This window comes from Geofilum sp. OHC36d9 (assembly GCF_052400685.1).
GTDB lineage: Bacteria > Bacteroidota > Bacteroidia > Bacteroidales > Marinilabiliaceae > CAZHHH01.
Window position 1 is genome coordinate 1 of sequence record NZ_JBQTGJ010000017.1, and the last position, 19,221, is coordinate 19,221.

Consider the following 19,221-nt stretch of genomic DNA (forward strand, 5'->3'; position numbering starts at 1 on the left):
GCCCTATAGCGCCGATGGTACTGCGTAACAGTGGGAGAGTAGGTCGCTGCCTTTCTTAAAAAAAGAAGCCGATTCAGAAATGAATCGGCTTTTTTTTGTGTTTTACTATAGCGGGGGGTGTGATGTTCTTACTACGAGTTGTCTTTGATGGTAAAATAAATTTACCGAATAACTAGGGTATTGTTATTTTGTTTTGTCATAGAGTAAAGATAGGGTGTCAAACTTAAATTTACTACTATGAAAGCAACGTCAAATTTCAAAATTTTGCAGTTCGTTTTTATACTTTGCATGTTTCCTGGCTTTTATTCTACTAATTTGGCTCAGAATGATGGCTCGGGTAATTTCAAGTCTTTTAAAGGGATTGTAATTGATGCCGCGACAAATGAACCATTGGTTTTTGCAACCTTAGCTGTTGAGGGAACTAATATTGCAACGGTAACCAATTCGGAAGGAGAGTTCATATTAAAAGTTCCTGAATCTTCTGCTGAGAATGATTTATCGGTTTCTTTTATCGGTTATGATAGAAAGAAATTACCCTTAACATCTTTAAAGGCTGATGCTAACAAACTGGCATTAAAACCTATTTCAGTTAATTTGGTGGAAGTTTCAGTTTTTCCTACCGATCCCAATTTGTTGATAAAGGCTATAATGGGTCGCAGGAATGAGAATTATATGGATCAATCGATGCGAAATATCGCTTTTTATCGTGAAACCATAAAAAAAGGATGGAACTATGTGTCGCTAACAGAGGCTGTGGTTGATATTTATAAACAGTCCTATTCATCGGGGCGGGCTGATCAGGTTAGTTTGTTAATTGGTCGCAAGAGTACTGATTATGATAAGGTAGATACTTTGGTTTTTAAGCTTCAGGGAGGTCCGTTAGCTGCACTTATGTTGGACATCATGAAGGAACCCTACACTTTGTTTTATGAAGAAAATATTGAAGAATATCAGTTTCAAATAAATAAGGTTACGCGATTAGATGATCGGTTACTCTATGTTATTTCATTTCAGCAAAAGCCTGTTGAAGGTGAACCATGGTTTTACGGTGATTTATATGTAGATACCGAAAATTTAGCCATTACTTCGGCTTCATTTAATCTGAATTTGGATAATAAGGAGGCGGCAGCACGTATGTTTATACGTAAAAAGCCTAAGGGAGCCAAAGTATATCCAACTAAGGCAACTTATATGGTTAACTATCGCGAGAAAGATGGTCATTGGTATTTTGCCTATTCCAGAGGCCAGGTTGATTTTAAGATTAACTGGCGTAAGAAGTTGTTTAATAGCAATTATTATACAACGATGGAGTTGGCTGTTACTGATAGAATAAATACAGAGAATGGCTCTTTTAAAGCTTCCGATAAGTTGAAAATGAATGTGATAATGGAGGATGCCGTTCAGGGTTTTGCAAATGAAGATTTTTGGGGCGATTATAATGTGATTGAGCCCGAGCAACCTATTGAAAACGCCATAAAACGTATTCAGAAACAGTTGAAAGAAAATTGATCTAAATTATTAGGCTGATAAAAAATGCCACTCCGGGACAAAATCCTGAAGTGGCATTTTTTTTAAAAGTCGTCGTCTTCGTCGAAGTCTTCGCTTAAAAGATCATCCAAATCTTCTTCATCAAGATCTCCATCGAAATCGTCATCTTCTTCATCTTCTTCATCGTCATCAAACTCGTCATCAAAGTCCTCATCTAATGGTAGATCATCTTCGTCATCATCAAAAGGAAGATCATCATCATCATCGAAAGGGAGCTCATCGTCATCCCAATCTTCGTCTTCCCCCTCTACTAAGTAATCATCAGGAGAATCCTCAAAATCCACAATCTTATCGTATTTATTACTGATCGTGGCTGCACTTAAAATTTGTACATTCATTTGATTAGAATTATAAATTAATTTATGGGTCAAATTCTACACTCTTTTTTTAGATCTTCTTGTTTGTTTTTGATATTGAACCATTAAAAATAGGTCTGTATACGTCTCTTGTTTGTTCTTTAAATGTTTATATATGGTTTTTTATCAGTGTTTTAAAAAAAAATGATGTTGTTTTATTTCTGGTTTCAAATATATAGAAAGGATGGAATTTGCGAAGCGTTTGTTGATAAATTTTGTTGGTTTTCTGCTGTTTTTTTGACGACTGCCTGATTTTGTCTTTGTTTTGATGTTATGGGGCTGTTTGATTGATATTTAGTTCGATATTTGTTGCTGAGTGCTTTAAATGGTTTTTGTTGTATTGACAATATCTTATAGTAAAATGGAATAATTATAAATTAATCTGTTTAATTAGGTTGTTGTGTTATATTTAATGTTTTATAATGAACTGAATAGTAATTTGTTAGTTCGTTGTATTTATAACTGTAAGCCTGTTTTAGTTTCAATTTGATAGTTAATCTTCTAATTATTTTGGGCCGAATGAAGCTGATTTAATATATTTTTGCTTAAAAAGGAATAAATATGTAAGTATTGCTTTTATATGATTTAAGTCCCGAAAGAATTGTCTGACTGATATTATTAGGTAGATTTTTGTTTACGAGAAATTGCAGAGGGCTATATTGGATGTATAATGGCAAACTAGATTTTGAAATTTTAAAACTGAAATTAGATGAAACCTGGTGAAAAAATTCGTACGCTAAGAAACGATAAAAAGCTCTCTCTGGACGAAGTCGCTGAACGTGTTCAACTTGAAATTAACCAGTTGGAAAACATTGAAGAAGGAACGTATGCACCTTCTTTGGGGGTGCTGATAAAATTAGCAAGGGTATTAGGCGTTCGCCTGGGTACATTTTTAGATGACGAAGTACGCCAGGGACCCGTTGTGACGCGTAAGGGAGAAGCTGATTTGTCAGCCAGTTACACCAATGCGAGTGCCGCAAAAAATGACAAGCTGGCGTTTTTTAGTTTGGCACGCGAAAAAGCAGACAGGCATATGGAACCTTTTTTGGTCGATATTAAACCCGGTGTTCCTTCTAATCCTTTGGCATCGACACATGAAGGTGAAGAGTTTATTTATGTACTGCGGGGTTCTATTTTGATTCATTATGGTAAAGACCTTATTGAATTGAATGAGGGCGACAGTATTTATTTGGATTCTATTGTAAATCATCAAATTCATTCGGCCAATAATGATAAGGCATTATTAATGGCGGTAGTGTATCAACCTGTTTAATAAATTGTTATGGAGTTTTTGACACACACGATGGGAAGTATTCTCGAAAAGTGGGCCGGGGAAACGCCCGACAATGATTTTGTGGTTTACCCCGATCGAGGATTGCGTTTTAACTATAAGGAGTTTAACGAAAGGGTTGATAAACTGGCCAAAGGACTGATTGGGATAGGGGTGAAACCTCATGATAAGGTGGGCATTTGGGCCAATAATGTTCCCGACTGGGTCACTTTTATGTTTGCGGTAGCCAAAGTGGGAGGTGTTTTAGTTACGATCAATACCAATTATAAATTAGCTGAACTCGAATTTTTAATTAAAAATGCAGATCTTCATACTCTTTGTATTATTGATGGATACCGAGACAGCGATTACGTTTGCATGGTTAATGAGCTCATTCCCGAATTGAAGACTTGTGAACGCGGGTATCTTGTTTCTGAAAAATTTCCAGTCCTAAAGAATCTTGTGTTTATAGGTCCCCAAAAGCGGCGTGGTATGTATAATACGCCTGAGCTATTGTTGCTTGGAGACAACATTGATGATGGTCTTTTATCTGATATTTCATCGAAAATTGATTGTCATGATGTCGTCAATATGCAGTATACGTCCGGAACAACAGGTTTTCCCAAAGGTGTTATGCTGACCCACTACAATATTTTGAATAATGGCTTTTTTGTGGGTGAAAATATGCATTATACCAATAAAGATAGGGTGATGACACCTGTGCCGTTATTTCATTGTTTTGGTTGTGTGTTGTCGTTATGTGCCGTAGTTACACATGGAGCAGCAATGGTTTTGACAGAGGATTTTGATGCTTTACGGGTTTTGGCTGGTGTCCAGAAAGAAAAATGCACCTCTATTTATGGTGTTCCTACGATGTTTTTCGCCGAGTTAAATCATCCAATGTTCGATATGTTCGATTTAAGCTCGCTTAGAACAGGGATCATGGCAGGGGCGCTTTGTCCGATAGAAGCAATGAAGGCCGTAATGACAAAAATGAATGCCAAAGATATTATTAGCGTATACGGACTGACAGAGTCATCACCGGGAATGACCACAACGCGGGTGTTTGATTCTCCTGAAATACGAGCTACTACCGTTGGGACCAATTTGCCGGCAGTGGAAATTAAAATTGTAAATCCTGATACAGGCGAAGAGTGCGCCGTTGAGGAACAGGGTGAAATATGTTGCCGTGGCTACAATGTTATGAAAGGTTATTATAATAATCCGGAAGCCACCGCCAAAGCTATTGATGAAGACGGGTGGCTCCATTCGGGTGATTTAGCGGTTAAAACAGAGGATGGTTTTTACCGTATAACAGGGCGCATTAAAGATATGATAATTAGAGGCGGTGAAAATGTTTATCCTCGCGAGATCGAAAATTTTATCTACAGAATGCCTGAAGTGGAGATGGTTGAAGTGGTTGGTATTCCCGATGAAAAGTACGGCGAAATTGTTGGTGCTTTTATTAAACTGAAAACCGATAAGCAACTGACCCAGGAGTCGGTGCAGGAGTTTTGCCGAGGGCAAATAGCTCGTTACAAAATACCGAAGCATGTGTTTTTTGTGGATGACTTCCCAAAAACAGCGAGTGGAAAAATTCAGAAGTATAAACTTCGTGAGATGGCAACAGCCCTGATTTCTAAAGGGTAATCAGATAGTATATGAGGCATTAAGAAAGAGGACCGTCATTTATGAACGGTCCTCTTTCTTATTTTCTTAGAGGCTTCAGCAAATATTCCAACCCATTAAGCTTTATTTCATATAAGGTTCTTAGCATCATTCCTAATTTTCCGGAAGGAAAACTTTTTTGTGACATCCAAACCAGGTAAGGTTCCGGTATATCGCATAGCAACCATCCTTTATATTTACCAAAAGGCATGCGTTGAGTGACAAGTCCGTTAAGTATTTCCCTGCTTGCAGTAACAGGGTTGTTTTGATCTATTCCCATTAGAAGTCAAAGTTATCAGGATCTGCTCCTATTCGATGATGGCGGTTCAATTGGTCAATCTCTTTCATGTCATCATCTGAAATGACGAAGTCAAATATTTGGCTGTTGCTGATTATTCTTTCCTTGTTGACACTTTTTGGAATGGTAATAACGCCTTTTTGCAGGTTCCACCGCAGAACTATTTGTGCCACATTTTTATTGTACTTATTTGTCAATTTCTGTAATTCCTTTATCTCAAATACTTCACCCTGCATGAGTGGACTCCAGGCTTCCGATTGAATTCCCATTGACCGGCATTTTTGAAGCAACTCGGGCTGAATCAGACGTGGATGAAACTCATATTGATTGATCATTGGGGTTATTTTTGCTGTCTGCATTAATTCATCCAAATGATGCTCCAAAAAGTTACTAACACCAATCGCTCTTACTTTGCCCTCTTCGTATAGTGTTTCAAGGGCCTTCCATGTGTCGGTAAATTTTTGTTTTACAGGCCAGTGAATCAGATATAAATCAAGATAATCGGTGCCAAGTCGGTTGAGTGTTTCCTGGAATGCTTTAATGGTTGAATCGTATCCTTGTTTCGAATTCCATACTTTGCTGGTCAGCCATATCTCCTTACGGTTGATATGCGAACGTTTCACCGCTTCACCAACGCCATTCTCATTTTCATACATGGCGGCTGTGTCAATATGACGATACCCGGCTTCAAGCGCCCATCCTATCGCATTAATGACTTCAGCTCCATCACGTGATTTAAAGACTCCAAGTCCGAAATACGGCATTTCTACTCCATTTGCTAAAGCAACGGTGCCATTAATATCAGTGATTTTCATAATTTGAGTATTTTATGCATTGTATAAAAATAAAGAGTGACTCTAATTTAATAATTTTTTATAGATTTTGATAGTTTTAGGAAAATAAAAACACCGACGAATCAGACCTGTGAAAAAATGGTTCTGACTGTCGGTGTTTGTTATTATTTTAACTTGTTTTTTAGTAGCAGTAAAGTCGGGAGTCTGACGCCTAGTGTAACATAGCGCAGAAGCAGTACTTTATATTCGGTTCAAATTAAGCTGTCAACCGAGTACTTTCCTGAACCTAATAAAAAAGTTCCAACAAAGCCGATCAAATACATGAAGGCCGGTTCTTTAGCTGGCCCATGTGTCAAAAATAACGGGTCGCCTGCATGAGCTATAAAAATGGCTACTAACATTGTAATGATAAGCGGAATTGAAGCAAGACGAGTCCTGAAACCAATTAATACAGCTATTCCGGCAACAAATTCGGCAAATGTTGCCAGGCCTAAACTTATGGTTGGGCTTAAACCCAGCATTTCGGGGAATTGAATATTTCCGTCAATGAGCCATTGTAGTTTGTCGAAGCCGTGACCAATTACAATAAAAAAACCAAAGCCTACACGTAAAAAAAGTGCTGCCAAATGTTTTTCATTTGAGAATAAGGTTTTCATTTTTTAAGAAGTTTTAGTTGGATAATAGCTCTAAAACAACTTTTTTTTATTTTGTTTATTCGGGCCAGATATAGGCTTCTTCTTCGTCATCCCAAAATGGGCCCCATTGAATTTCGGATAAAACGCCTTCATCGAACCATAGATTCAGACTTACTTCGGGAATGCTTGCTACTTGCTGTTTGTCTTCATCTTCGTCAACAATATCATCGATTTCAATTTCACCCAGATTCATCAATTCAATTTGTTGCATTGTTTCTTCCTGGCTTAATCCCAATAAATCGACCCCTTCAAAGCTTATACTTGCTGAACTGGCTGCCATAGCAGTAAGTCGCCATTCCTCTTCTTCGTCGAAAGTAACCGATAGCTCTTTGCTGTCGTAATGCCAGGCTTCGGAAGCACCTGTTTCACCGTCGTCTTCAATTTGTTCAATTTCGTCGGGTTCTCCAAGTATATTTTTTACCTGATCCCGGGTCATGCCAAATTTTAGTTCCCCTATTCCATTTCCCAGCTTAATGTCGTTTGTTGTCATGGTTCTTTATTTGTTTGAATAATATAGTGTTATAACATTGGCGGCTTACGCCTTTCTTTTTTAGATGCCTGTAATTTTTTGCTTTCAATTCGTTTGAGTTGCGAAGCCTTTGTGCGTTTGGTGGCTATGCGATGTTTTTCCTGCTTTAATGACTCGGCCAGTAAATCAAAGAAACGCTCAATCACTTTCTGTTTATTTCTAAGTTGGGAGCGTTCGCTTTGGCAGGTTAGGATTAACTCATTTTCTGAATTGATACGGTTTTTCAACTTCCTATATAACAAGTTTTTTTCGTCATCAGATAATTGTTGCGATTTAGTGATTGGAAATCGTAATTCAACACGCGTATTTACTTTGTTAACGTTTTGTCCGCCAGCGCCGCTGCTCCGTACCGCTGAAAACTTCCATTCGGATGAAAAATCCCTGTGATAAACCGATTTGTACATCTGTTTTATTTTTAATAAAAGTACAATAATTTATTGTCTTAGGGCAGTTATTGCCTGGCTGAATATTGTCTTTTAACAAAATAAAGCAACCTATACAGTTACTACTTTTTTTGCGTATAATTATTTTTATTTGAACTGAGTGTTATGCCATGGTCTGAGCATCTCTAATAATTTTGTCTGATACGGAAAATGGAAAGCAAGACAATATTTATAAGGAATTAGAATATTTTTTTAACCTTTGTAAATGTAAATTATGTTTGAATATTTTATTATCACTGATTTATTTTTATTGGCGAAATGAATCATTTTTTTATCATCCAACTGTCTGTTTTATGTCAATTGTACTTGACCGAAAACTATTGTGACACAGGAGAATACTTCATATTTAAGACTTCCGAAGCTTGAGAAATTTGAGTTTACCCGTGTAAAAGTCCATTTTGAAAGCGAGAGTAACGAAAACAGGAGTTTTATTGCTGACACTAAATTGATTTTTTATCGCTTAATTATACAAGAGGAGTTATATGGCATTACCACTAAATAAAATTTTTGTAGCGATAATTTTATTATTTATTACAGAATTAGCATCGGGTAACGACTTAGATATTAGTTTTAGAACGGTATCGGCGTCAAATAGCCTGAGCCAGTCGTCTGTATTGTCGATGATTCAGGATTCTAAGGGTTTTTTATGGTTTGGAACCAAGGACGGGCTAAACCGATTTGACGGCTACGAATTTGTGTCGTATAAATACGATCCTAAAAACACTAATTCTATCTCCAACAACGAAGTAAGCTGCTTAGAGATTGAAGGTGATCGCTATTTATGGATTGGGACCCGGAGTGGCGGTATTAACCGAATGGAGCTTTCTACAGGTAAAATTACCCGATTTACCAATCTGACTTATGACGATTTAATACGTGATATTTATTGTGATCCTAACGGAAATATCTGGGCCGGAACTACCGAAGGGCTTTTTCTGTTTAAACCCCCGGTCGATACCCATGAAAAGGGGGAGTTTATAAATGTTTCGAACCATGCTGTTTTCCGCAGAAAGACCAATGTGCCATTTATTCCTATACGGAAGAATATTCCTATAGTCTCAATTCTTTTGTTAGGTGAGGGAAAGCTTTTGACCGGTGCCGAGGAGGGGTTGTTTGAGTATGATATCAATCAAAATTCTTTCCAATCCATATCAGATATTACTTTGACTAAAAGTGTATTTACCTCACTTTTACAGGATAGTAAAGGACGGATATGGACTTCCAGTTATGATGGCGTTTTCCGGTTAGATCCTGTTCAGGGGCATACCGATTATCGGATTTTTGAATACAGTACTTCGAAGCCGGATGTTAGCTTTCGACTGCCTGTGGATTGGGTGGAAGATATGGTTGAAGACCAGTCAGGGAATATTTGGCTTGCCACTAGGGGGGCAGGGTTGATTAGGATGGTTGACGACAGGGTAGCCAATGTGTTCAATAATACAAGCACGTTACCTAATCGTATTTCAGATAAGTTGCTGAACAGTCTTTTTATTGATAGAACAGGCGTCCTTTGGATAGGAACAGAAAGTCATGAGGCCTTATACGTCGATTTATTTGCCAAGCAATTTCGATCAATATTGCCAGACTCCTGGGATAATAAGGGGCTTTCAGACAATCTGGTGACGGCAATAACCGGGAATAAAGAGTTGCTTTATGTCGGAACCTCTGCTAAAGGTATCGATGTATTTAAATTCGAACAGGAAACCGTTAATAAATTGTATAGCATTCCCCGTATTTATATCGGTCAGGGACAATGGAAAAGTGAAATTTCGGATTTGTTGTGCGATAGCGATGGTGTATTGTGGATCGGTTCAGCTACGAATAGTTTGGTTTGTTACTCAAAATCAGAAGGGTTTAAAAGCTATGATGTTAATGGTTTTATTTTTTCCCTTATGGACGACCACCGTGGCAATGTTTGGTTTGGAACCTGGGGGCAGGGACTGGGTTACATTAATAAGAAAACGTTTAGAATTGAACAATATAATGAGGTCTCGGAGCAAACAATGGGACTTAGCAGTGATAAAATATTAAAGGTTTATCTTGATTCAAAAGGTTTGCTATGGGCCGGCACAAAAGGAGGTGGAGTTAATGTGGCTCCTTTTGATGATGTGATTCATCGCAGGGGCGCATTTACGATATTCAGACATCAACCCGGCAGCATTAATTCTTTATCCTATAACGATGTGTTTGATATTTTTGAGGACTCACAAGGGACCATCTGGCTCGGTACTGCAAGTGGTTTGAACCGAATTATTGTTCCTGATGGAATGGTGCGTAATGAAGCCATTCAATCCGGAAAGATTACATTTGAAGTTATAAATGAGAAACAGGGGCTACCTGGCGACATGGTTTATTCCATAAAGGAAGATACAAAAGGAAATTTGTGGCTTGGAACCAATAAAGGTTTATCGCGCTATTCAATAAAGGATAAGAATCTGATAAATTATGGTATTAATGATGGCTTAGCATCCGGAAAATTTAACCAAAACAGTGCATGGAATGACAGCAATGGCCGGCTGTTTTTTGGCGGTGTAAACGGTATCACCTATTTTGATCCCGATAGTATAGCGTCTAACCCTTTTGAAGCCCGTATTAATATTTCTGGTTTTAGACTGCATAACAGGTCAGTTTTACCTGGCGAGAAAGTTAATGGTCGTATTATTCTAATAAATGATATTGCTTATACCGATCAGTTAGATCTGGCTTTTAACGACAACGAAATTTCATTTGCATTTTCGGCTTTGCATTTTTCCAGTCCTGATAAGGTTCGGTATTCATACCGTTTGCTTGGTTTTAATGATAACTGGCAGGAGGTTAGTAGTTTGAGCCGCCGGGCAACTTATACCAATTTACGTTTTGGCGAATATGTTTTTCAGGTAAAGGCAACGAACAACGATGGCGTGCTGTCTGATACCGTACGCCAGTTAAAGATTATAATCCACCCGCCCTTTTACCTGACAGTATGGGCTTATCTGATTTATCTTCTTGTGTTCCTGTTTCTGCTGATTATTTTTCGTCGGTATTCATTAATCGCAGTAACGCGTAAAAATCAGTTTGTTATTGAGAGTATAGAGCATAAAAAAGAAACCGAAATTGCGGAAGCAAAAATGCGTTTTTTTACCAATGTTTCCCATGAAATAAGAACCCCTCTTACACTTATTTATGCACCACTTCAACAATTGCTTGAAAAAGAGGGCCCCGAAACGGATACAGGTAAAGTATTGTCCATGATTCTTCGAAATGTCAAGCGTCTGCTTAATCAGGTAAATCAACTGTTGGAGCTTCGTAAAATGGAGAAGGACCGGTATCAAATGATTTACAGTAATTTTTCATTAAAAGATTTATTTGAAGAAACATTGCCTGATTTTGCTGCAATTATTCATCAAAAGTCCATCGTTGTTAATCTGGAGTCTTCGGGCGATGTCGTGGTAAATGCCGATAGACGTCTACTCGGTACTGTTGTGTATAATCTCTTGTCGAATGCCATCAAATATTCGCCTGAAAATGGGCAGTTGCATATTAAAATAGAGGAGCGTGAAGAGGTTGCTGGGAACAGTGCCGTGTTTAAACTTTCTGATGAAGGCCCAGGTATTCCGGAGCACGCCCTTCAAAAAGTTTTTAACCGATTTTATCAACTTAAGAAAACAGAGCAGGGGCATTTGGGCGGTTCAGGAATTGGACTTTCAATTGTTAAGGAGTTTGTGGAACAGCATGCAGGAAGTGTAAAAGTCTATAACAATGAATCCAAAGGGTGCTGTTTTGAAGTGGTTCTTCCCGTGAAGAAGGCGGTAATTGGTGAGACTCAGGCTGAATTGACCAATAATAAATGGACCGCTGAACAGTTAGATGTTGTTCACAGTACTGCTTCTGAAGACCCGAAAGAAGGTGATGATTTAGCGTCCAAAAAATTGAATTTGTGGATTATTGAAGATGACGTTGAGTTGGCTCTTTATCTTAAATCTGTTTTTGGTGTTCGTTTTGATGTCAGTCTATTTTTTGATGGTAGTCAGGCTTTTGAGGCTTTTAAAGATGCTCAACCTGATCTGGTTATTTGTGATGTTATGTTGCCAGGTATGAACGGTATTGAATTAACTACCAGGATTAAAGCCAACCGAAACACTTCACATATTCCTATTATTATATTAACGGCTAAGGCCGATGATGATAATATGGTGGGTGGATTAAGTGCCGGTGCAGATAATTATTTAATCAAGCCATTTAATATTAATGTGCTGGAAGCGCAGGTCTTGTCTTTGGTAAAATCAAGGAATGCCTTCAGAAATAAGTTTAGTAGGCAAATGGTTCTGGCGCCTACCGAAGAGGTTCTTACTACTTCCGATGAAAAGTTTCTTGCCAGATTAAAAGAAATTACGGAACGTCGCATGGTCGATCCAACCTTTGATGTTGCTAATCTTATTGATGATATGCACATGAGTCATTCTATTATACTTAAGCGTGTAAAAGATTTAACAGGCATGTCTTTGGTTGAGTTTATACGCACCATGCGTATTCAGAAGGCGGCTCAAATATTTCGGCAGGATAAACTATCGGTATCAGAAGTTAGTTTTATGGTAGGATTTTCCGATCCCAAGTATTTTAGTAAGTGCTTTGCTAAAGAAATTGGCGAAAAACCCACCGAATATATAAAAAAATATCACGGATAATTGATTTGATAAAGACCACTATTCTTTTTTTATAACATAAATTGATTTGAAGCTTTTTGTGTTTGATGTTGATTTTATTCATAACAATGCTGACTTCGAGTATTTTGAATAGGGGGAACAACTTATTCTGTTTTTTATCTATTATTTGATTTTCTTCACACTGCTTTTCGTTGCTAAAATAACTTAATGTTGTTCTGCCCTAAATAATAAAAGTGTACTATTGATGCTATTGTTTATGTCTCTAAAGTAAGGAGTTTGGGGTGAAAGGCTAGACTCAAAGCTTTTGCAGTTTCAAAGATGTGTGTTTTTGGTGTCAATGGCCATTTTGAGAGTGCGCAGGACAAAAAAACTGCCATTTTCGTACTAATTCTCGTTAGCGTGGGTATACGTCAACTTTAAATTTATTCGCAAGAGTAAAGCATTAAAAGATAAAATTTACTCCATTTTCATATAATATTCGACTTTTAATTTTGCAACTCCATCTACATTTGTTAATAATTAATAATTGTTGTTATCAGCTGTGTTTTTTCTTTAGAGATAAAGAATTTTTCGACGATAAGACAACAATTTTTTCAAAATTTCAACAGAACAGCACAGAATGATTTTTTTTAATGAAAAAGTATGCAGTCTATTTTAACATATAAAAAGTATAATTCAAATACCGTAATAATCAAATTGAAGTCTTATGAAAAAAACTGATGTTTTGTGGAAAGGAATAATGGTCGCATTATTTCTGTTTCTTTCTGTTCCTTTTGGAGCCTTGGCTCAGAATATAACAGTAAGGGGTACTGTTACAGATAATACCGGGTTACCGTTGCCTGGCGTTAGTATTGTTATTGAAGGTACCAATAGGGGTGTCATAACTGATGTAGATGGAAACTATCAGATTGAGGCACCCAGCGATGCTAACATTATATTTAATTTTTTGGGGTTCAGTCTGCATCGGGAGCTCGTAAATAACCGCACAACCATTGACGTGTCGATGAAAGAAGATATTATGTCACTTGATGAAGTGGTTGTTGTCGGCTATGGTCAAATGAAACGTTCGGATGTGACTGGCTCAATGGTTTCGGTAGCAAGTGATGCTATCGAAAAATCGGTTCCAACCTCTATCGATCAGGTACTCCAGGGACGTGCAGCAGGTGTACAGGTGCAACAGAATTCGGGTACACCCGGAGGTAGCTCATCTATCCGTATCCGTGGTATCAACTCTTTGAGTGCTTCAAACGAACCTATTTTTGTCATAGACGGGGTTGTAATTGATGCTGCTACGGGTTCAGGAAGCGATAATGCATTAGCTTCCATTAACCCTTCCGATATTGTTTCAATGGATATCCTAAAGGATGCCTCTGCAACGGCTATCTATGGCTCACGAGGCGCCAATGGGGTTATTATTATAACTACTAAAAGAGGAAAAGCCGGGGAAGCTCGTGTTACCTACGATGGTTATGTTGGTGTTCAGGAAATGCCAAGTAAGTTGGATTTGTTGAATCTACGTCAGTATGCACAACACAAGAATGATCGTGCTGATGCAGGGCTTGTTCCACATGACAATTATTTTATCAATCCTGAATTATTTGGAGAAGGAACAGATTGGCAGGATGAATTATTTCAATCGGCAGTGATGCAAAGTCATAATCTTTCTGTTTCTGGGGGTAATGAAAAATCAATTTATTCATTAGGTCTGGGTTACCTTAATCAGGAAGGTATTGCCATTGGCTCCGGATTTGAACGTATAAATTTGCGCGGTAATTTTGAGTCGCAAGTGAAGGATTGGTTAAAGGCAGGTGTTAATTTTGCATTAAGTAATTCAAAACAAAATTTGACGGTTGAAGGCCAATCGTTGATTAAAATAGCCATGAAGCAAACGCCTAACGTAGCCGTCCGAAATGCCGATGGAACCTTTGATGGCCCTGATACAGATATGTATGTGCAAACAAATCCCGTTGGACTCGCCATGTTACGTGAAAACGAAAATGAAAAAATGGGCATTAGAAGCAGTGTCTTTCTTGAAGGCTCATTTATCGATGGATTAACGCTTCGTACTGAGTTGTCAAGCGATTTTGGAATTAATAATACGTACAAGTTTAATCCGTCTTATTCTTTTGGGGCTATAACCAATGAAACAATTCAATCAGACAGATCTAAATCATATAGTAAGTATTGGTCATGGCGTAACATATTGACTTATAATAAAATATTAGCCAATGTTCATAGTGTAACTTTTATGTTGGGGCAGGAAATGCAAGATTCAAAATGGGAATATTTGCGAGGCTACCGTTCTGGCTTTTTGAATAATTCGGCGCACGATTTGAATGCCGGTGACGGAACAACAGCTGAGGCTAATGGCAGTAGTGGCGAACATGCTTTGTTGTCGTATTTTGGTCGTTTGTTTTATTCTTTTAATGATAAATATTTACTAACGACTACTTTACGGCGAGATGGATCTTCAAATTTTGGCGATGGAAATCGATGGGGGTGGTTTCCTTCTGCGGCAATAGCCTGGCGTATTTCCAATGAGCCTTTTATGCAGAATAATCCTGTCATAAATAATTTAAAGCTCCGCCTGGGATGGGGGGCTGTTGGCAATCAGAACGCCAGTGCGTATGCATATACTTCTGTTTTGTCTTCAGTAACAACTGTTTGGGGTACCGGGCAACTTACTGGTAATATGGCAAATCCTGATTTGCAATGGGAAACAACTCAATCAAGCAATATTGGTTTGGATTTGAATCTTTTTCAAAACCGCGTTGAGCTGATTGCTGATGCCTATTATAAACAGACTGATAATTTATTGTTAATGTTGCCACTACCGGCTTATGTGGGTTCTGAAGGACAAGGTTCGACCTCAGCACCATGGGCTAATATTGGTGCTTTGGAAAATAAAGGTGTTGAGGTTACTTTAAATACTGTGAATGTAGATAGAGGTGGCTTTCAATGGCGAACCAACGTGGTTTTTTCACTAAACCGAAATAAAGTTAAAGAATTGGATACTGAGTCTAGTACTATTGATAAAACCATTCAGGAAGGATCCGAAACAACCATTGTGACCCGAACTGCCGTGGGCGAACCAATAGGCCAATTCTATGGTTATAAAATCATTGGCAGGTTTAATGAAGCGACCGATTTCTATTACAAAGATGCCGATGGTGTGATACAAGAGGTAGCTCGTCCTGAGGGTCTTGGCATAAGTCAAACGGGCGTCTGGATTGGTGATTATATCTTTAAAGACATGAATGAAGATGGAGTGATTAACGAAGATGATCGTACTTATATTGGAAATCCGGAACCAGAGTTTACTTATGGGTTGGGTAATTCATTTTCTTTTAAGGGATTTGATTTGTCGGTTAACCTGTCTGGTTCTTATGGTAATGATATAATAAATTACCAGAGACGCTGGTTGGAGAATCCTCGTGAAAATCATAATTTGTTAACCAGTGCCCTGGGATATGCCCGGATTGATGTTATTGATCCGGCAGGCCCTGATGACGATTATCGTAATCTTCACGTGGTCGGTGGCGATTCGCACATGTATCGCCTGTCAGCATCTTCTTCAAATGCTAATAACAGGATGAGTGATCGTTATGTTGAGGACGGCTCCTTTATTCGTATTCAGAATATCTCAATAGGTTATAATTTGCCGTTGAAATGGATTAGTATGATTGGACTGACCAATGCGAAAGTTTATGCCAACTTGCAGAATGTTTATACTTGGACCAAATATTCGGGCTATGATCCGGAGGTTGGCTCATATAATCAGGATGCCTTAATGAGCGGTATTGATAACGCCCGTTATCCATCTCCTCGCATCTATACATTTGGAGTTAACCTAACGTTCTAATCAATTAAATGTGTATGATCATGAAAATAAAAAATAAATTTTTGGTGGTGGCGGCAACTGCCATGCTGATTTTATCAGGGTGCAATGAGGATTTTTTAGAGATGAAACCGAATGATCAACTGACCCTTGATAATTATTTTACAAGTAATGCTGAATTACAGGCTGCTACAGCTCCTCTGTATAGCAAAGTCTGGTTCGATTTTAACGACAAATTTTATTATGCCTTAGGTGATGGCCGAAGTAATAATTTGTTTGCACCTTATTCTGATTATATCTATCCGTTTACCAATTTCACAGAAACTTCGTTAACGGGTCCTTTGGTGTCAGCTTGGCGGTCGCTGTATAATGTGGTTGGTCAGGCCAACAACACGATGAATAACATTAGAGATTATTCGATCAATGTTACAGAAGAAGAAAAGAATATGACTATTGCCGAAGCCCGGTTCATGCGAGGCACGGCCTATTGGTATCTGGCTTCTCTTTGGGGTGATGTGATTATTATTGAGGATAATACTAAATTAGTCAATAACCCCATTGTAAATACCAACTCCCGTAATGATGTTTTTGAATTTGCGATACGTGATCTTGAATTTGCGGCTAAATATTTACCTGAAACGGTTACTCAGACAGGCCGACTGACCAGGTGGAGCGCATATGGAATGTTGGCCCGTGTATATTTATCTTATGCAGGGTTGCATAATATTTCTGATCGAGATGGTGGCGTTCGCGATTCAGAATATCTTGACATGGCGCGTAAAGCAGCTAAAATGGTGTGTGAGGAAAGCGGACTTGAGCTAAATGAGGATTATGCAGCATTGTTTACGCTGGCTGGCAATAATGATCCTGAGCTTTTATTTGGCCTGCAATGGGTAGGTGGTTCAACAGAGTATGGTATAACCAACACGCAACAGGCTTTTTTTGCGTGGAATTCTGAAATTACAGGCGATGACGCTGCCTGGGGGTATTATACTTTCGCCTCATGGGATATGATTAATGAATACGATGTGAAAGATACCGTACGCCTTCATGCAACATTTGCAACTTATGGTGCTGAATATCCTGAATTGGTCAAAGCTGCCGGCGGTTATATTTATGAAGAAACCGACCGTTGTAATGTTAAAAAGGGGGTTGTAGGATCATCGAAAGATAATGATGGTATTGTGCAACGCATGAATTCTGGTTTAACAACCAAAATGCTTCGTTTATCAGAAGTCTATTTAATTTATGCAGAGGCAATTCTTGGTAATAATGCCTCTACAACCGATGCTGAGGCGCTTAAATATTTTAATAAAGTAAGAACAAGGGCCGGAATGCCAACCAAAGATGTCATTACCTATGAAGACATTCGCTACGAACGTCGTGTAGAATTGGCCATGGAAGGTCAGTATTGGTATGATTTGGTTCGCCGGGCTTATTATCGTCAGCAGGAAGTTCTTAATTATGTTAATGACACACAGAAACGAGCCGTTAGTTATGAATATGCAGATGGCACTTATGTGGAAGGAGATTTAAATACAGCGCAACAAGTTGCTACTGCAACCGCAGCGTCTCTTCTTTTACCTTATCCTGAATCGGAGCTGGTTCAAAATCCCTTGCTGCGACAGGATCCTGTACCCTTTGAGTTTACAGAAGAAAGAATAAATCTGTTTGAAAACTAATTATTTTAGTTTGGGAAGTTTAAATTTTAAAACAAAAACGTATGAAAATTTTAAATAATATATGGTTATTGTTGGGATTCCTTGGGATTTTGGGGTTTGCAACAGCCTGTGATGACGATGAGGATACAAGTGGCAGTACGCCCATTGTCATTAGTAATGTTTATTTGCAAGAAGCTGAATCAACAGTTCCCAGCCGGGCAGTCAATTTTGCGCGTCTGGGACAGGTATTGCGAATTGAGGGTTCCGGTTTTACCGGAATGCGTAGGGTTTATGTCAACGGTTATAGCACTTATTTTAATCCTGTTTATGTAACGGACAACAATATGTTTTTGCAGTTGAGTGGTGATACGCCGACATCAGAAGCAGAAGCTGACGTACGTAATACTATCCATTTTGTAAAAACAGCCGCAGAGTTAGTGTATGCGTTAGAAATTAGAGAAGCGGCTCCTGCTATTACTGGTGTTTCACACACCATGCCATTAGCTGGTGAGTCTATAACAATTTATGGCACTGGTCTTGTTGAAATTAACAAGGTGGTTTTTCCAGGGGATATTGAAGTTACCGAAGGAATTGTTTCCGATGAGGAGGGCACTTTTGTTACAGTAACCGTTCCTGCAGGTATTACCGAAAGTGGTTCTCTTTTAGTTGAGGGAGCGAACGGGGGCGCCTATTCTCCAGCCTATTTTAATTTTAAAGAAGGTGTAATTCTTGATTTTGATGGTCTTGGCGCACAAGGCTTCTGGAGCTGGTCCGAAACGGGAAGCATGATTAATGATGAAGATTTGATGTCAGAGTCTATAGGTACAGGTAATGTTTCACAAGGCAATTATGTGCCGCATCGGCCTGCCCGGTTAACTGAATTTTCGCCTGCAGCCAATCGTCGTTCTGAGGTTTGGACTGCCGGGAATGATGTTGATGACTGGAGAGGGCAGTTAACGTCTTATATTCCGGCATCAACATCCGTTAGAGAAGTGGCTTTTCAGTTTGATATTTATGTCCCTAATGAGTGGGCCAATACAGGTTTTCTGAAAATTCTGTTGTATAATAATTTTAATGGCGGCGAATGGAGCGGCAATACTTATAATTATGTGCCATGGGTTATTGGAAAAGATGTTGTTCCATTTGTTACAGATGGCTGGACAACTGTAACTATTCCTTTTAGCTCATTCTATGGTTTCTCAGATGCCGAAGCAGAATATACTTTTGAGGATGTTATCGCCGCTCGTGAAGGTGCTACCTACAAAAATTTCGGCATCTTTTTTGAAAATTCTGATTTTAATCTTTCTCAAATTACGGGGAATAGTGCTGATGAAAGTATTGAATTTCCCTCCAGCGCAACATCTGTTGATGTTTATACCGACAACTGGCGGGTGGTTCCTCTTGAAACGCCTGTCTATTCAGATTTCCCGGATGAAGAATTGCCCGAATAGTATTTTATTTTGAGAGTAATTTTTTTT

The 19,221-nt window shown here is 38.6% G+C and carries 13 protein-coding genes; 7 read left to right on the forward strand and 6 right to left on the reverse strand.

Translation table 11 applies throughout. The features are described 5' to 3' along the window. Positions 1-237: 237 nt before the first annotated feature. Positions 238-1,509, forward strand: coding sequence for a carboxypeptidase-like regulatory domain-containing protein (locus tag ACT3CD_RS13940; protein ID WP_444646255.1), 1,272 nt, complete (start codon positions 238-240; stop codon positions 1,507-1,509). Between the two features lie 62 nt (positions 1,510-1,571). Here the strand turns inward: ACT3CD_RS13940 and ACT3CD_RS13945 are convergent, their stop codons facing one another. Next, a complete protein-coding gene (locus tag ACT3CD_RS13945) occupies positions 1,572-1,886 on the reverse strand; it encodes a hypothetical protein (protein ID WP_444646256.1) in 315 nt (104 codons plus the stop codon). Between the two features lie 727 nt (positions 1,887-2,613). On the opposite strand from ACT3CD_RS13945, the gene ACT3CD_RS13950 reads away from it, so the two are divergent. Beyond that, a complete protein-coding gene (locus ACT3CD_RS13950; protein WP_444646257.1) occupies positions 2,614-3,177 on the forward strand; it encodes a helix-turn-helix domain-containing protein in 564 nt (187 codons plus the stop codon). A 9-nt stretch (positions 3,178-3,186) separates the two neighbouring features. Next, the gene (locus tag ACT3CD_RS13955; RefSeq protein WP_444646258.1) at positions 3,187-4,824 is read left to right on the forward strand and encodes an AMP-binding protein; all 1,638 of its coding nucleotides are present in this window, start codon (positions 3,187-3,189) and stop codon (positions 4,822-4,824) included. Positions 4,825-4,882: 58 nt separating this feature from the next. On the opposite strand, the gene ACT3CD_RS13960 is transcribed toward ACT3CD_RS13955, so the two are convergent. From ACT3CD_RS13960 to arfB, 5 genes are all read right to left on the reverse strand, one after another. Beyond that, complete coding sequence (locus ACT3CD_RS13960; RefSeq protein ID WP_444646259.1) at positions 4,883-5,122, reverse strand: DUF3820 family protein; 240 nt, start codon at positions 5,120-5,122, stop codon at positions 4,883-4,885. Continuing rightward, complete coding sequence (locus ACT3CD_RS13965) at positions 5,122-5,955, reverse strand: aldo/keto reductase (RefSeq protein ID WP_444646260.1); 834 nt, start codon at positions 5,953-5,955, stop codon at positions 5,122-5,124. The genes ACT3CD_RS13960 and ACT3CD_RS13965 overlap by 1 nt, the downstream gene beginning before the upstream one ends. A 230-nt stretch (positions 5,956-6,185) precedes the next feature. Next, positions 6,186-6,590 carry a DoxX family protein gene (locus tag ACT3CD_RS13970; protein WP_444646261.1) on the reverse strand — a complete coding sequence of 135 codons (405 nt, stop codon included), beginning with the start codon at positions 6,588-6,590 and terminating at the stop codon, positions 6,186-6,188. 55 nt (positions 6,591-6,645) lie between these two features. Further along, positions 6,646-7,119, reverse strand: a complete 474-nt coding sequence (locus ACT3CD_RS13975; protein ID WP_444646262.1) for a hypothetical protein — start codon at positions 7,117-7,119, stop codon at positions 6,646-6,648. 29 nt (positions 7,120-7,148) lie between these two features. Further along, positions 7,149-7,562 (reverse strand): alternative ribosome rescue aminoacyl-tRNA hydrolase ArfB, encoded by a 414-nt coding sequence (gene arfB / locus ACT3CD_RS13980; protein WP_444646263.1) that lies wholly within the window; start codon positions 7,560-7,562, stop codon positions 7,149-7,151. Positions 7,563-8,083: 521 nt separating this feature from the next. Here arfB and ACT3CD_RS13985 point away from each other — a divergent pair. From ACT3CD_RS13985 to ACT3CD_RS14000, 4 genes are all read left to right on the forward strand, one after another. Continuing rightward, positions 8,084-12,265, forward strand: a complete 4,182-nt coding sequence (locus tag ACT3CD_RS13985) for a hybrid sensor histidine kinase/response regulator transcription factor (protein WP_444646265.1) — start codon at positions 8,084-8,086, stop codon at positions 12,263-12,265. 685 nt (positions 12,266-12,950) lie between these two features. Then, positions 12,951-16,106, forward strand: a complete 3,156-nt coding sequence (locus ACT3CD_RS13990; RefSeq protein ID WP_444646266.1) for a SusC/RagA family TonB-linked outer membrane protein — start codon at positions 12,951-12,953, stop codon at positions 16,104-16,106. 20 nt (positions 16,107-16,126) lie between these two features. Further along, positions 16,127-17,764 (forward strand): RagB/SusD family nutrient uptake outer membrane protein, encoded by a 1,638-nt coding sequence (locus tag ACT3CD_RS13995; RefSeq protein ID WP_444646267.1) that lies wholly within the window; start codon positions 16,127-16,129, stop codon positions 17,762-17,764. A gap of 41 nt (positions 17,765-17,805) precedes the next feature. Next, positions 17,806-19,194, forward strand: coding sequence for a glycan-binding surface protein (locus ACT3CD_RS14000; protein ID WP_444646268.1), 1,389 nt, complete (start codon positions 17,806-17,808; stop codon positions 19,192-19,194). Positions 19,195-19,221: the final 27 nt, after the last annotated feature.

Coding starts and splice junctions, on each gene's coding strand:
- ACT3CD_RS13940 (WP_444646255.1), top strand. CDS start 238: ATGAAAGCAACGTCAAATTTCAAAATTTTGCAGTTCGTTTTTATACTT.
- ACT3CD_RS13945 (WP_444646256.1), bottom strand. CDS start 1,886: ATGAATGTACAAATTTTAAGTGCAGCCACGATCAGTAATAAATACGAT.
- ACT3CD_RS13950 (WP_444646257.1), top strand. CDS start 2,614: ATGAAACCTGGTGAAAAAATTCGTACGCTAAGAAACGATAAAAAGCTC.
- ACT3CD_RS13955 (WP_444646258.1), top strand. CDS start 3,187: ATGGAGTTTTTGACACACACGATGGGAAGTATTCTCGAAAAGTGGGCC.
- ACT3CD_RS13960 (WP_444646259.1), bottom strand. CDS start 5,122: ATGGGAATAGATCAAAACAACCCTGTTACTGCAAGCAGGGAAATACTT.
- ACT3CD_RS13965 (WP_444646260.1), bottom strand. CDS start 5,955: ATGAAAATCACTGATATTAATGGCACCGTTGCTTTAGCAAATGGAGTA.
- ACT3CD_RS13970 (WP_444646261.1), bottom strand. CDS start 6,590: ATGAAAACCTTATTCTCAAATGAAAAACATTTGGCAGCACTTTTTTTA.
- ACT3CD_RS13975 (WP_444646262.1), bottom strand. CDS start 7,119: ATGACAACAAACGACATTAAGCTGGGAAATGGAATAGGGGAACTAAAA.
- arfB (WP_444646263.1), bottom strand. CDS start 7,562: ATGTACAAATCGGTTTATCACAGGGATTTTTCATCCGAATGGAAGTTT.
- ACT3CD_RS13985 (WP_444646265.1), top strand. CDS start 8,084: ATGGCATTACCACTAAATAAAATTTTTGTAGCGATAATTTTATTATTT.
- ACT3CD_RS13990 (WP_444646266.1), top strand. CDS start 12,951: ATGAAAAAAACTGATGTTTTGTGGAAAGGAATAATGGTCGCATTATTT.
- ACT3CD_RS13995 (WP_444646267.1), top strand. CDS start 16,127: ATGAAAATAAAAAATAAATTTTTGGTGGTGGCGGCAACTGCCATGCTG.
- ACT3CD_RS14000 (WP_444646268.1), top strand. CDS start 17,806: ATGAAAATTTTAAATAATATATGGTTATTGTTGGGATTCCTTGGGATT.